At 50.7% G+C, this 13,028-nt stretch carries 13 protein-coding genes; 5 read left to right on the top strand and 8 right to left on the bottom strand.

The features are described 5' to 3' along the window. Positions 1-79: 79 nt before the first annotated feature. Positions 80-1,264, top strand: a complete 1,185-nt coding sequence (locus K3T83_RS43870; RefSeq protein WP_220209465.1) for an IS256 family transposase — start codon at positions 80-82, stop codon at positions 1,262-1,264. A 220-nt stretch (positions 1,265-1,484) separates the two neighbouring features. Here K3T83_RS43870 and K3T83_RS58805 read toward each other — a convergent pair whose 3' ends face one another. From K3T83_RS58805 to K3T83_RS43845, 4 genes are all read right to left on the bottom strand, one after another. Beyond that, on the bottom strand, positions 1,485-1,856 hold the full coding sequence (locus K3T83_RS58805) for a pentapeptide repeat-containing protein (protein ID WP_505912372.1): 372 nt from the start codon (positions 1,854-1,856) through the stop codon (positions 1,485-1,487). Positions 1,857-2,451: 595 nt separating this feature from the next. Beyond that, complete coding sequence (locus K3T83_RS43855) at positions 2,452-2,916, bottom strand: hypothetical protein (RefSeq protein ID WP_220209464.1); 465 nt, start codon at positions 2,914-2,916, stop codon at positions 2,452-2,454. A 345-nt stretch (positions 2,917-3,261) separates the two neighbouring features. Continuing rightward, complete coding sequence (locus K3T83_RS43850) at positions 3,262-3,552, bottom strand: hypothetical protein (RefSeq protein WP_220209463.1); 291 nt, start codon at positions 3,550-3,552, stop codon at positions 3,262-3,264. 437 nt (positions 3,553-3,989) lie between these two features. Then, a complete protein-coding gene (locus tag K3T83_RS43845; protein WP_220209462.1) occupies positions 3,990-4,256 on the bottom strand; it encodes a hypothetical protein in 267 nt (88 codons plus the stop codon). Between the two features lie 143 nt (positions 4,257-4,399). On the opposite strand from K3T83_RS43845, the gene K3T83_RS43840 reads away from it, so the two are divergent. Continuing rightward, a complete protein-coding gene (locus K3T83_RS43840) occupies positions 4,400-5,215 on the top strand; it encodes an alpha/beta fold hydrolase (protein WP_220209461.1) in 816 nt (271 codons plus the stop codon). A gap of 349 nt (positions 5,216-5,564) precedes the next feature. On the opposite strand, the gene K3T83_RS43835 is transcribed toward K3T83_RS43840, so the two are convergent. From K3T83_RS43835 to K3T83_RS43820, 4 genes are all read right to left on the bottom strand, one after another. After that, entirely contained in the window at positions 5,565-8,219 is a 2,655-nt protein-coding gene (locus K3T83_RS43835; RefSeq protein WP_220209460.1) for a tetratricopeptide repeat protein, read from the bottom strand. Beyond that, positions 8,176-8,679, bottom strand: coding sequence for a toll/interleukin-1 receptor domain-containing protein (locus K3T83_RS58245; protein WP_220209459.1), 504 nt, complete (start codon positions 8,677-8,679; stop codon positions 8,176-8,178). The genes K3T83_RS43835 and K3T83_RS58245 overlap by 44 nt, the downstream gene beginning before the upstream one ends. 645 nt (positions 8,680-9,324) lie before the next feature. Continuing rightward, entirely contained in the window at positions 9,325-9,939 is a 615-nt protein-coding gene (locus tag K3T83_RS43825) for a hypothetical protein (RefSeq protein ID WP_220209458.1), read from the bottom strand. 149 nt (positions 9,940-10,088) lie between these two features. Continuing rightward, complete coding sequence (locus tag K3T83_RS43820; RefSeq protein WP_220209457.1) at positions 10,089-10,358, bottom strand: hypothetical protein; 270 nt, start codon at positions 10,356-10,358, stop codon at positions 10,089-10,091. Between the two features lie 507 nt (positions 10,359-10,865). Between K3T83_RS43820 and K3T83_RS43815 the strand changes: the two genes are divergently transcribed. The 3 genes from K3T83_RS43815 (at position 10,866) to K3T83_RS43805 (ending at position 12,869) form a co-directional block, all read left to right on the top strand. Next, a complete protein-coding gene (locus K3T83_RS43815; RefSeq protein ID WP_220209456.1) occupies positions 10,866-11,171 on the top strand; it encodes a hypothetical protein in 306 nt (101 codons plus the stop codon). A gap of 47 nt (positions 11,172-11,218) precedes the next feature. After that, positions 11,219-11,458, top strand: a complete 240-nt coding sequence (locus K3T83_RS43810) for a hypothetical protein (protein WP_220209455.1) — start codon at positions 11,219-11,221, stop codon at positions 11,456-11,458. A 700-nt stretch (positions 11,459-12,158) separates the two neighbouring features. After that, complete coding sequence (locus K3T83_RS43805; RefSeq protein ID WP_220209454.1) at positions 12,159-12,869, top strand: hypothetical protein; 711 nt, start codon at positions 12,159-12,161, stop codon at positions 12,867-12,869. The last annotated feature ends 159 nt before the right edge of the window (positions 12,870-13,028 follow it).

Here is a 13,028-nt window from a genome sequence, read left to right as displayed (position 1 = left end):
GAAGGAATTTGGAGATAATAATACAGGCATAGACTGGTCTTTAAGGACATTTTTCACATTACCCCAAAAGGAGGGTGTTATGCCTGTACCCAAGAAAAATCCTACCACATCGGCTCCTGGGAATGTAACGGGAGAGTCATCGTTACACGCACTACCAGAACAAGAGGAATTTCGTGCGTACCTCCGTCGCCTGGCTATCAGCGCAGTCCAAGTCTTGCTCGAACAAGTGATGCGTGAGGAGCTAGAGCAGTGCATCGGAGCGTCATGGGGAGAGTGCACCCTGACACGCCGTGGCTACCGGAATGGCTCCTACACGCGCGATCTCGTCACTCCAACTGGACGCATTGAGGATTTGAAAGTGCCCAGAGATCGGGAAGGAGCGTTCCAGACGCAAGTGTTTGAGAGCTACCAGCGTCATGCTCCAGAGGTGGCCGAAGCACTCACTGAGATGTTCGTGAGCGGGGTGAGTACGCATAAAGTAGGCACTGTTGCTCAAACCCTCACGGGAGTTGCCCCTTCCGCTAGCGCAGTCAGTCGTCTCAACCGCACCCTCACCGAACAGTTTGAGGCTTGGCGCGTGCGTCCCCTGCAGGCTCATTACCGCATTCTCTACCTGGACGGCGTTCATTTTACGATTCGACATGGAACTCAGACTGACTCGACCATTCTCCTGACCGCGCTTGGCGTCGATCTGCAAGGGAACAAGGAGGTATTGGCCTTGCGGGTGTGTGCCGAAGAAGACAAAGATGGCTGGTGTTGCCTGTTACAAGATCTGCGCACTCGTGGGGCGACCCAGCTGGATCTGATTGTGACAGATGGGCATGAGGGACTGCTTGCGGCTGTCTCTGCCCTCTTTTCCGCGACCCCTCGGCAACACTGCGTGGTGCATAAGCAGCGCAATGTGCTCAATGCCATCCCTCATCGGGAACGCAAAGAGGTCGGTGCCGAACTAGCAGGGATCTTTAAGCAGGAGCAGAAAGACGATGCATTGCTCAATTTGACGGCTTTCAAAGCGAAATACCAGAAGCGCTATCCCGAAGCGATCCGCAGCCTCTGTGAAGATGAAGAGTATCTTCTTACTTTTTACTCATTTCCACAGGTGATGCATCGCTATATTCGCACCACCAATGCTATTGAAAGCTTCTTCAGTAACGTGCGACAGCGTACTGACCAAATTGATGCGTTCACGACAGAAACATCGTGTCTGACCATTGTCTGGGCTGTCATGAGCGATATCCATTTGCCCAGAATACCTGTCTCGTAAGATCAGTATTCTGATCGCTGTCTGGTCATGCACAACCAGCCAAAAAGGGTGGTTCAGGAAGAGATTTCTTGTGCAGTTATTCCCTGTGTAACAAGAACACCTCCAGCCTCTTTCCTCTGGACTGGTGAGCTATCAAGAGCGTCTTTTTTTCTGTTCTCTCGGATTCTTTGGACAGAGGATCCTGATCTTGCATCTCTGCTTGTTTCTTTCTTGCTGATCTTTACACACGAATCGACATGGTGTCCGAGGCTTGTAGCGTGTCCTCCTGGGAAGGCACAGCGACCCCGGCATTGTCTTGTGATACCAACGCTGGTGACGTCACCGTTTCATCAATGATAGCGCCGCGTGCCTTGCACGTTGCGAGCTGCACTGATGTCAATCCTGTGACACCGCGCAAATCTGCTTTATTGATCTTCGCTGTGTCAAAGTATTCGGCAAAGTGGAGATCGGACTCGCTGAGAATGGCCTCCCTGAGAATGGCAAAGATGAGATTAGCTCCGTAGAGAAGGGCTGCGCTGAGATTAGCTCCTCTGAGATTAGCTCCTCTGAGATCGGCTTCTCTCCAGTTAACGCCACGGAGGTTAGTGTAAATGTGATTACTGGATGGCGTAGTTTTTTGATAATTATGTGACGCTTATCACAGACAGCTTTCTCAATGGAAGAGTACCTGGACCAGCCGAGCTTTGGTCTCTCCAGAGCTTCAGGAAGAAAAAGGCCATACTGGTATTACGCCAGATAATTATCAAATTTTGCCGCCATTCAGTAATCACATTTACAATCAGAGTTAGCAAAGATTCCATTCGTGCTTTGCCGACAAAGTTTACCTCCTCCGAAAAAGTCCGCCAAGTCCATTTAGGACTCTACAAGCTTCGTCCAACATCCATCTGGGTTCTTGGAGCTATCTGCGCACAACGGGTATCCTGACAATAGCCGCACCCACTCCGTGGCTTCTTTGAGGGTGGTTTGTCCTGCCATTTTTGCCAAACGCAGCAAGCAAAGCAGGACTGGGATCGGATAGCGTTTGCCCGCCCCACGTCTGGGATCAGGAGGCTGCGTTAAGAGAGAATAATCCATAGAGAGTTTTTCTTGTGGTTTGGTTTTTTGAAGTTTACAAGAAGCTCTCTTTTGTTGTCTCTCAAGGCCAAAAAGGCTATCTTTCCCTTCTTCTCACTTATTGATCAGCTTTTTTAGAATGGGAAAGCCTTGATACTCCATCTTGTTCCAGTGAAAGGCTCCCCCGTAGTAGGAGCAAGACTGACGAAACCATCCTGGGTCCGGCCATCGAGAAACTGATGCTCTTGATTATGAATGTGTCCCTGGCACTTTAATATGAAGACGCCACTTGAAATCTCAATCTGTTCCCACATGGTTCCGGTGAAAGGCTCCTCCGTAGTATGAACAAGACTGACGAGACCATCCTGGGTCCGGCCATCGAGAAACCGATGATCTGGATTCTGAATGTGTCCAAGACACCGAAATGTAAAAAAACCATTCTCCAATGGACCAGTAATTTCCCACATGGTTCCGGTGAAAGGCTCCTGCGTATTCGGTGCAAGGCCGACAATCCCAGTAGAGGTATTTCCATCGAGAAACTGATGCTCTAGATTCTTAAAGTCTCCCAGACATTGCAGAGTTGCTCTAACCACGTTCATGTTAGTTTCCTCCTCAGAAACAAGCTACTTTCCAACTACTCTTCTCAACATTCAACATGAAAAGGACAACAAACACACGCAGACCATATTACTCCAAAGGGAGTATATTCTTCTCCAGGAGCGTGCTCCTTTGTCACTTTTCAGCTTGCCTAGGGTCACTAAAAACTACGATTGGGAAATGACGTCCGAAGTGAGCGGGTTTTGCCCTCCGACGTGAACACTTGCCTTCCCATGTGAGCACTGGTCCAAAATTTCCCGGAAAAACGCTTCACATCCAGGATATCATCAGAGAAAGGTGTTAAATAACCTGCCAATATTCACCTGCCCACTGGAGACCATTCAAAATCAGGTGCTGGCTAACCAATGGTTGGTTTTGAATGGTCTCCTCTTAAACCAGTCCGATGAGAGCGTATGGAACACGCCTCCCAGCGCTTCCCAATCAGTTGGGGAAGGAAGCCATTGGCCATCCCAGACCTTGTGATCCATCTGGTTATCGGTTCCTAATCCGATCCTGAGCGCAGGTGCTTGCCGAGATGAGTGAGCGGCTCCGTGCCTGCCTGCGGCTTTGCCTTCGCGTTCTTCCCTGGCTCTCGTGCGCCCTGTCTCCTCCATCTCGCCCGCCGTCGTTCTCCTCATAAGTCTACTCTGTGATGGCTGAGAATACACCGTCAGAACTGAGGGTTTTTCCTGGAAGGGATACCCGTTAGTTTTGAGGGGGAGAGAGGCCATCAGCGCTGAGGTTTCTTGTAGCTCTTCGGCTTAGGATACCCGTCAGTTTTGAGGGGGAGAGAGCAGGCGCATATGAAGAGAAGGAGGCTCTTGCAGTTGCTGTGAGTCAAGCTGCATCAAGCAACATTGTCGTCCGTCGAATATCACTTCGCTGGTCTGACTCATATAAATTTTTCGTGATTCGCCTGGAGGAACATGAGAAGCTTATTTATGATAGTTTGCCGCAGAGTGGCTCTGCCACAAATCTTTTCCAGGCAACAGTGAACCGTTTTTCGCGAACCTTGGCTGACCAAGCAAAAGGAAAACATATCGTTTTCTGACGCAATTCCTTTCGTTAGGCTCTCTCAGAGAGCGAAAGTCCCAGCGTTGTTTCTGCTACCAATACTTTTCGTGATTCTGGCAAAAATGGCCTTTGATGCGATCTTCATATCAAAATTGGCGAGCCGCACAACCAGCATGATCCGTTGCTTGCGACCAAGTTCCACCAGCCTCACCCACGTAGCCATCTGGTCTCCCGTTCCCGCCTGGTCGAGGTTCTCAGCAAGGAGGCAGCAGTAAAGGTCCACCGCGAGGCCCACGGCCTGGAAGCCGACGAAATCATCGAGGTGCAAGAAGGCCGCTAAGACGCACGGCGTAACTTGCTCCCGTAATGTATGGTGATCGATGCCTGCCGCGCCAGAAGCGACTGCATCGTCCTATTGGCACCGGGGTCCGTTTGCTCGGTGCGGCGTCAAGTTCTCGCAAGGAGGATGACATGACTCGATTGGCTTTCACCCGGGTGGGTAGCGGCCCGCCGCTGGTGCTGCTCCATGCGCTTGGGCTGTCCCGTCGCGCCTGGGATCCGGTGATCCCGGCGCTCGCCGAGCACTTCGACGTGCTGGCCCTCGACCTGCCTGGCTTTGGGGAGTCCGCACCACTGCCCCCGCAGGTGGAACCGTCTCCCGCAGCGCTGGCGGCAAGCGTTGCTGACCTGCTCGACGCGCTGGGCATCCGCTCGCCGCACCTCGTCGGCAATTCCCTGGGCGGGTGGATAGCCCTCGAATTGGCGCACCTCCGTCCGACGGCCTCCTTGACCCTGCTCGCCCCGGCCGGACTGTGGAGGGGGAATACCCCGCTGTACGACCTGGCTAGCCTGCGAGCCACCAGATGGGTCACCCAACACGCCACAGGCCTACTGTACTGGCTGGTGAAACGCAGGCTGGGACGCACCCGGGTCTTCGGCCAGGCACACGGCCGGCCCTCCAAGATGAGCGCCGACCAAGCCCACGTGGAGGTGGATGCCATGCGGACCTGCCCCGGCTTCGACGCCACCCTGGCCGCCACCATGACCCGTCGCTACCGGGCAGGTCCTCCGATCAACGCCCCGGTCTCCGTAGCCTTCGGCTCCCGTGATCTCGTGTTGCTCCCGTGGCAGTCTCGCCACCTGGACGAACTGCCGGCCGGGACGCATCTGGTGACGCTGGCAGGCTGTGGACACATCCCAATGGGCGACAACCCGGCCGCGGTCACCGCCCTCATCACCGCAGCCGCCGGATGTGGCCTTGTGGCCAGCACTGAAGATACCCAATAACTAGCCTGAAGCGAAAACATTGACAAAGTGATCGGCAGCCGAGCAAAAGAGAAACAGACTGTGGTCTTCCGCATAAGCGTTCATGCAGTGCCATGAACGCGCTCATCAAGCCGATATCAAACGGCGTCATTTCTGACTCGTAACTTTTCGCACCAGTGTGAAAAAGGCCGTTTGAAGCCATTCATGAGAGCCTAAACCAATTAGTTTGCAGTCTCGAAAAGAATTGCGTCAGACAGAGCCGAAACTGCACCGCTTCTGCATCTCACATGCTAGAATGCTCGAACGGATTTGAGTCAAAAAGCAAACGGAATTCCGTCAAACGACAAACATCCCTGGGGATGGGAAGGTCTCACAACAGGTGGTGTTCGATGGCATAGCGCGTCGCCGCACTGCGGGAGGACACACCCAGCTTGCTATAGATTGAGCGCACATGGAAATTGACCGTGACCACGCCAATGACAAGCTGCTTGGCCATCTGCGCGCTGGTCAAGCCTTGTGCGAGAAGACACAGCACCTCAACCTCCCGGGGCGTGAGTCCGTCGAAAGGAGACGAGACGTTCCCTATGCGTGGAACGGAGGACGGTTCTGTTGGTGTTGCCTTCGGAATGGTCACTGCTCCCTGTGTGGTCAGCACTTGCTCGAGAGTCATGGTACGTCCCTGAGCCCAGGCGACTGTAAAGGCCTGCTCACCCAGCTGGTTTCGTGCTGTTGCAACAGCCTGTTCATAGCCTGGACGCTCAACTAGTGAGAGTGGCGCCCCAATGGCTTCACGGAGCACTTCCGCTGCTCCCCACAAGCGAACCGCCCAGGCAGCATCTCCCTGCACAAGGACGACTGAGGCCAGACCTTCCAAACCAATCCCGAGCTCCAACTGCGTCCTGCGCGCGCTGGCTGCAGAAAGACTCTGCTCGTAATAGCTGCGTGCTCTCGTCAGATTCCCTTCTGCAAGGGCAATTTTCCCCAAGAAAGAGAGCACCCAGGTGATCCCATCCCAATCACCGTGCTCTTTGAAGAGCTTCAGGCTCTCTTCGGTCAGCCGAAGCGCTTTGGAGAGATCCCCTTGCTCAAGCGCAACTTTGCCCTGCAGAAAGAGCACTTCCGCAACCCCTACTGAATACGTTGCCCTTTCTGTTCGAAAGCACTGGAGGCTCTCTTCGAGGAGAAGACCCGCCTGCAATACGTTTCCTTCTGCGAAAGCCACCTCTCCTAAACGAAGCACTCTCTCTGCTTCGAGTCCCTTGTTTCCTCGTTCCCGACAAAGGGTTTGGCTTTCCTCGGCCAGGGTGCGGGCCTCGGTATACCTCCCCTGATGGATAGCGACGATCATCAAATCGAGGAGAATGCCAGCACAACTGTGCTGGTCTCCTAGCTTCCTGCAGAGTGTCAGACTTTCCTCCAACAAGGAGCATGCTGCTGCATAGTCGCCCCGAGCATTGGCAAGGATCCCTAACTCATCGAGGCGGAACATGATTCCTTTCAGATCCCCCAGTCTCTGAAAAAGAGCCAGGCTCTCCTTGAAGCACTCCTCAGCACGATCAAGATTGTCGAGATTGAGGATCATCATTCCCAGGGCCGCGAGAGCTTCACCGCGCTCAGTCGTCATGACCCCTTCCGTCCCGGCAAGTGCTCGCTCCAGCCATTGGCGCCCCTCGCTCCAGGCACAATGTTTCACCCAGTAGTGACTGAGCGCGCTTGCCAAGCGTAAGAGTTGCTCCAACGCTTTTTGCGTTTGGGTCCAACTCAGTGTGGCACGCAGGTTCTGGTACTCCTGATCGAGCCGCTGCATCCAAGTGGTTTGGTCCAACCACAGGGTTTGCCGGAAGCCTTCACGTTCGGAATGCTTCTTCTCTGCAAGAAGCAGATAGTAATCAACGTGCGCTTGTTGTGTCACTTCAGTCTGCCCACTTTCTGCCAAGCGTTCCCATCCATACTCACGGATGGTTTCTAGCATGAGCAGGCGTGACTCTCCTCCTTCTTGCTCATGCTGTTGAAGCAAGCTCTTGTCGACGAGCGAAGCAACTCCCTCCATGACCGAATGTGCCGCGTCTTTCTTGTCAAGAATGGCACAGACGGCTTCTACGGCCTCCAGGGTGCAGCCACCCACGAAGACCGAGAGCAACTGGAAGAGCCGCTGCTCCTCTGGGCTCAACAGTTCATAGCTCCACTGGAGGGTGGCCCGCAGGGTCTGCTGCCGGACCGGGAGATCCTGTGCCCCGTTCGTCAAGAGGTCGAACCGATGCTGCAGACGGCTCAGAAGCTGCTGAGGTGAGAGCAGCTTGACGCGTGCGGCGGCCAGTTCAATGGCCAACGGTAAGCCATCCAACCGTGTGCAGATCGCAGCAATAATCTGAGCGTTCGTTCCAGTCGGCGCGAAGTCAGGGACAAGAGCTTGTGCACGTTGGGTGAAGAGCGTCATGGCGGCATTGCCTCTGAGCAGTTCGACGTCTGCATCCTGCTTCGGGTCGGGCAGGTCCAATGGTGAGACCTGGACCTCATACTCGCCCCGGACGTGGAGCAAGGCACGACTGGTGACCAGAGCCTTGAGGTCCGAACAGGTTTGCAGCAACTCCACCAGGAGCACAGCGGCACTGGTGACCTGCTCGAAGTTGTCGAGCAGCAGGAGCAAGTGTTTGTCGTGCAGGCAGGCTTGCAGATGCTCCAGCGGAGATCTGTCTCTGGCTTCGGGGAGGCTGAGCGCTTGGGCCAGCGTCGGGAGAACCAGATCAGGGTCACGGAGGGGGGCCAGTGAGACAAAGCAGACTCCATCAGCAAACGTGTGGCGAAGCTCGCTTGCTACCTGCAAGCCCAGGCGCGTTTTGCCCACCCCTGGAGTGCCGGTGAGCGTGAGCAGGCGCACCTGTGGGCGCGAGAGGAACGTCTGGGTAGCCTTCACGGCCTGCTCGCGGCCAATCAGTGGAGTGAGCGGCCTGGGGAGGGCAGGCGTGATGAACTGGACAGTGTCACGTGGAGGTGGCTCTGGAAAAACGATAAGGTTGTCCTGCATATCCTGTCTCCCCTTCAGCCCCAGGCGATGGTCTCGACGGCCTGAGGCAAATCATGTTTGATTCCTGAAGATCCACAAAAGCCCTCTCGGAATACTCCGCTGTGCGAGCGTCAAGAGGTGGGAGAGCTGCATACCCTGGAGGAACTGACGCAACAAGGTCCTCACCTCCCATCCAGATGGGAGAGAGAGGGCATTGGTCTCGTGTAGGCATGGAAAGTTCAGCACGGACAGAATGAGAAGCATGTGCAGAGGGGGGCCACAAGGCTCTCACCGCATGAGCCTCTGGAGGTGCTTTGAGCAGAACGTGTTCCCATGGATCAGAGAAAACGAGTGCCGTCTCTCTCTCCACCCAAACATCTCTCCCCTGGTGAGGAAGATGAGCACGGAGGTTCATGGCAACACCTTGGTCAGAGCGTGCGTAGGAGAGAAACACAGATGGTCGGTCAGGTGATCCTGTCATCGCATCTTCTCTCTTCCACTCAACGAGAGTGACTCCCGATTGAGAGAGAAAGGTATCGGAAATACGTCATTTCAAAGGGTATCTACCACAATAGACGCACGAGAACACAGCTTTTTCCACAGCAAATTGTCTGAACGTGAGAGATCCTCTCCCAGAGGTCAAAAGCAGAGCATAGCTTGAGCAATAGTGCCACCTTGTCCCCGAACCCACCAATGGATGGATGAGCTCTCCTTAAAGAGGTCTTCGTGTTTCCTGATCCTTCTGTCGTCGAAGTCGTTCGTGTCGCCTCTCTCACATGAAGGACAGATTTGGTGCTTCGGAAATTGCAGAGTGACAACAACTCATGAAAGAACGGCCTCCAAAGTAGAGGAAGATTCCTCAAACGTCCTGATGGTGAGTTGTAAATGTGATTACTGGATGGCGTAGTTTTTTGATAATTATGTGACGCTTATCACAGACAGCTTTCTCAATGGAAGAGTACCTGGACCAGCCGAGCTTTGGTCTCTCCAGAGCTTCAGGAAGAAAAAGGCCATACTGGTATTACGCCAGATAATTATCAAATTTTGCCGCCATCCAGTAATCACATTTACATACGGGCCGATATGGCTGTCGTGAGAAGCAATCCTTGCTATATACCAAAAACACTTACAGACCTTCTTTGCGCTGCATCTGTAATGTTCTCACAAGACGAAGCCGTTCCTGTTCCCCCTGGAGAGCCTTTTGTAAGGTATCGATGCGCTGTTGATGGTGCCGTTGTAGCGCTTCCAGGCTGAGAATCTCTCCACACTCTTTGCAGATTGGTTGTGTCTGTCCCTCAAGCGTGAAGAATTGGTCGTCAGTAGGGTCATAGCCAACGTCATGTCCTGCTGGACAGGTAAGGTGAATAAGCCTGGCTGCCCGTTCAGCCCGCTCCCGTGCCTGGCGTGTGGCTTCCCGCTTTTCAAGTTCGGCCTCGATGAAGCCAATGAGCGCTCCACTGGCTTCGAGCGTCTCAATGCTCGACACTTGACCAGCGGGACCATATTGCGATAGTTGGCACGACCAATCTCGTCGTTTTTGTATCTGGCAACAAGAAGGAATGTGGCCCATCCGCGAGCGAGACAATGGTTGCTCTTGCGGCGAGCAGCAGCGATTACACTCGCCTCTCTCGGCACCGAGCATCCTCAAACCCAGCAGTTTCGAGATCATTACAAGACCCTCCTGGCCCACTTGCATCCCAACGGAGAGATCGAAGCGCTGCTTCACCGGCTTGTCCAACAAAAGCAGAATGACTCCCAGAAGGATGAACTTTCTTCATGATGCTTTGGACGGGGAGATGGATACTCACATTACAGCGGGATGCCTGCTGCTGTCAACACACCACCCTCTGATGCCATCACCAGAGGAAGAGAGATTAAGCAGACGCGGGGCTATTTGAGGAAACAGGTTTTGCGCTGGCAAAGACAGGCGCTTACGGAGAGAAAGCCAGAAGCGTCGAGCATGAGGGAACGAATCGAGGCATTGCGAGGCATTATCGCGGAGAGGGAAGGCGAGTCGTGAGCAGAGAACGCTTCAATGGAAAGCGGTGCGATCTCTTGGGTCCAGGGATCAGCAAACACCCTCTTCTCTTCTGGGGGATGATCTTCTTTCCTCCCATCGTGAGCAGCGTGCTTCTCCTCATGGGGAAGCATGCCACCCAAACAAGAGGTTTTTCCAAACAGCAATCGCCTCTGAGCTTACAGCAATGAAGAAGCCATAACATCATCCTATATACTTTTCCACATCTCATAAGGCAACAATCACAGTAGTTTGTAAGAACCTCTTTTAGACACACATAAACCGACTTGAGAAGCCATTCTCTATTATGGCTATATTCGTTCTCTTCTTCAAAGATCAGCAAATCATCCCCAAGTCAAACATCCTAGTATATGCTCTACTACAAACAAACTGCTTACTTCACCCTCCCCTCACCCATCTGCTTAATATATGAGTAAAAAACACTCATGAAAACTTGATATTTTACTAGATGTATGTTATTATCATATAAACCGGTAAATCAAGAGAGAAAGAAAGAGAAATGCGATGGAGAATAAGAAAATACCAAAAATAAACCTGCCCTATTTCTCTTTTCGCAACAACAGATTTCCTGGGTATCCATTTATAAATTTATGTAAGAGAAATAGGGCAGGTTTAGAAGGACTTTTCCTATGGAAGAGTATATTCCCAATCTACCTGAAGATTTTGATGTAACAGAAGTAACAGAAATTTCAGATGAAGAAACAGACGAAACAATTTACGCTGGTGAAGTAGAAACATGGCAACAACGAGAATTTTTAGAAAAAGCAAAGATACGTCCCTACCTCACCATTCTCTTCATATCAATCTGGATTATCGCTATAGTAGTGAGTGCTATTAAGATGTATATCACGGGGAATCTCACCCTTATCATCCCACCAGCACTTTTTACCGCACCAGTATACATCATCCTGAAATTTTACTTCAAGGGAGGTTAGGCGACAACCAACCGTATCCAAAGATACCTGTTTGCACAGGAGAAACTATGAACACAGCAAAGACAAACAGCAAACAACGCGTTCAATTCGACTTTTCGCCAGAAGCCCTTAAACGATTGGAAACAATGCAGGAACGCCTTGAAGCATCTACAAAAGCAGAGGTTGTTCGTGACGCACTTAAATTATACGACTGGTTTACCCAAGTTGATCCTGATTTTACTGTAGAGCTACAGGATAAAGAAGGAAAAACAGTATTCCGCATCCCTTTAAAGATACTGCTCTCTTAGCACAAACAATAGTCACTATACAATCTCCCAGATATGTAATTAAACATATCTGGGAATATCTAAACGGCAAGCCATTAAACTTGGACAAGCATTTATTCAGTAACCACAAATGGGAGCAAAACTGGGAGCAAAACCACTAGACACAGCTTGAAAAAGTTAGACAAGATTCGACAAAATAACAACGGCTCAAGCTCAGAATGCCCATCAATACGGCATCCAAGCCAGCGAAAACAAGCCCATTGCGGAGTTCAACTCTCCCTCATCTCCACCAACGAAAAGGCGAGAAGCAAGGGTCATGAACCTGCTTCTCGCCTTTGTTTATATGCCTCACCTTTTCACCTACAACCAACCAAGCAGAGCAATTGACATCCATTTTGACATCCAAAATAGAGATAAGACCAGCAATACATCTTTCCACTTCTATATCGTTACATAACTCCCTGAAGATTCTCTTTATATAATACTATAAATTTAAGATTATCAATAATTAGCGTGATTATTTAGTGATAATAAATCTTCATTATGTGATTGATTTGAGATTATGATATTTAATATTTAAATAGATGCAATTAAAATGATGCAAGAACATAACCCTGTTTTGCTCATCTCATGCAAAGCCAGCTCTTCCTATCTTGGAGTTCGATTAGTTGAATATCTCATGGTGGGATTCTTGGAATAAGCCAGTCCGAGAGGTGATCCAATGAAGGAATTAAAGACTTATGGTACTGTGGTTAAACTGGAGGCTGCCGTAGTAGCTTGCGGTTTTATTGTGACAATTATCTGGGCGATTTATGAACCTCATAAGTTTGATCCATACGTAGTTCTTCTTGCAACAATTCCTGTGTTTATAGACACCATTAGGAGAGCAAGAATAGAGCTTGATTTAAATAGCGATGAACTCTTTGCACTGGCCTACATCAATACTGATCAACAGGCTAAGACAAGGGGTGCATGGCTTTACCCTCTACACCAACAGTTAACCTATCGTGGCTACACAGCGTCACAGGTAACATCTATTTTATCCAGCTTAGAGGATAAAGGAATAATAAAGCATGTTAATGCGCCTACATATGACTCACTAGAGAAAAGGGAAACTGAAGCACCTGCTTACAAGATAACCTCAAGGGGAACAAAATTCATGCAAGAGAATAGCAAACGGATGCCGAGCATAAAAGACGTGTATAAATATTTAATACGTCTTTATGGAACCAGGAATGATAATCAAGTAGTTTTAGATCATATCAAAGAAGACTTGGATTTTGTTCAGGCCCAAACACGCTTTGTTACAGAAGATAATAAGGATCTGTGTTCTATCTGCCTGTTTGCTTACAAGCCAATAGATGATAAAGTCATTAGAAGGATCGCAAAGATATATGGAAGGCAAATCTACGCGATTAAGGAAGAGCCTTAATGATATCTTTCATTGTTTCCGTGAGTCAGGATAACCAGCTTTTAGTATTATTCGTATGTAAATCATGGAATTAAAAGAGAGAACTCCTATGTATAAATCAGGAGTTCTCTCATTCTTGGGTTAGTTGCCAATTAAAACAACTCGCTTTATAATATCTAA

It is taken from the genome of Reticulibacter mediterranei, assembly GCF_016587455.1.
Note: the sequence above shows the minus strand (reverse complement) of the source record. Positions and strands in the feature narration are given on the sequence as shown.

Bases quoted from the DNA above. Each gene is read 5' to 3' on its own strand.
- K3T83_RS43810 (WP_220209455.1), top strand. From the start codon at position 11,219: ATGAACACAGCAAAGACAAACAGCAAACAACGCGTTCAATTCGACTTT.
- K3T83_RS43805 (WP_220209454.1), top strand. From the start codon at position 12,159: ATGAAGGAATTAAAGACTTATGGTACTGTGGTTAAACTGGAGGCTGCC.
- K3T83_RS43855 (WP_220209464.1), bottom strand. From the start codon at position 2,916: ATGAACGTGGTTAGAGCAACTCTGCAATGTCTGGGAGACTTTAAGAAT.
- K3T83_RS43850 (WP_220209463.1), bottom strand. From the start codon at position 3,552: ATGAGGAGAACGACGGCGGGCGAGATGGAGGAGACAGGGCGCACGAGA.
- K3T83_RS43840 (WP_220209461.1), top strand. From the start codon at position 4,400: ATGACTCGATTGGCTTTCACCCGGGTGGGTAGCGGCCCGCCGCTGGTG.
- K3T83_RS43835 (WP_220209460.1), bottom strand. From the start codon at position 8,219: ATGCAGGACAACCTTATCGTTTTTCCAGAGCCACCTCCACGTGACACT.
- K3T83_RS43815 (WP_220209456.1), top strand. From the start codon at position 10,866: ATGGAAGAGTATATTCCCAATCTACCTGAAGATTTTGATGTAACAGAA.
- K3T83_RS58245 (WP_220209459.1), bottom strand. From the start codon at position 8,679: ATGACAGGATCACCTGACCGACCATCTGTGTTTCTCTCCTACGCACGC.
- K3T83_RS43870 (WP_220209465.1), top strand. From the start codon at position 80: ATGCCTGTACCCAAGAAAAATCCTACCACATCGGCTCCTGGGAATGTA.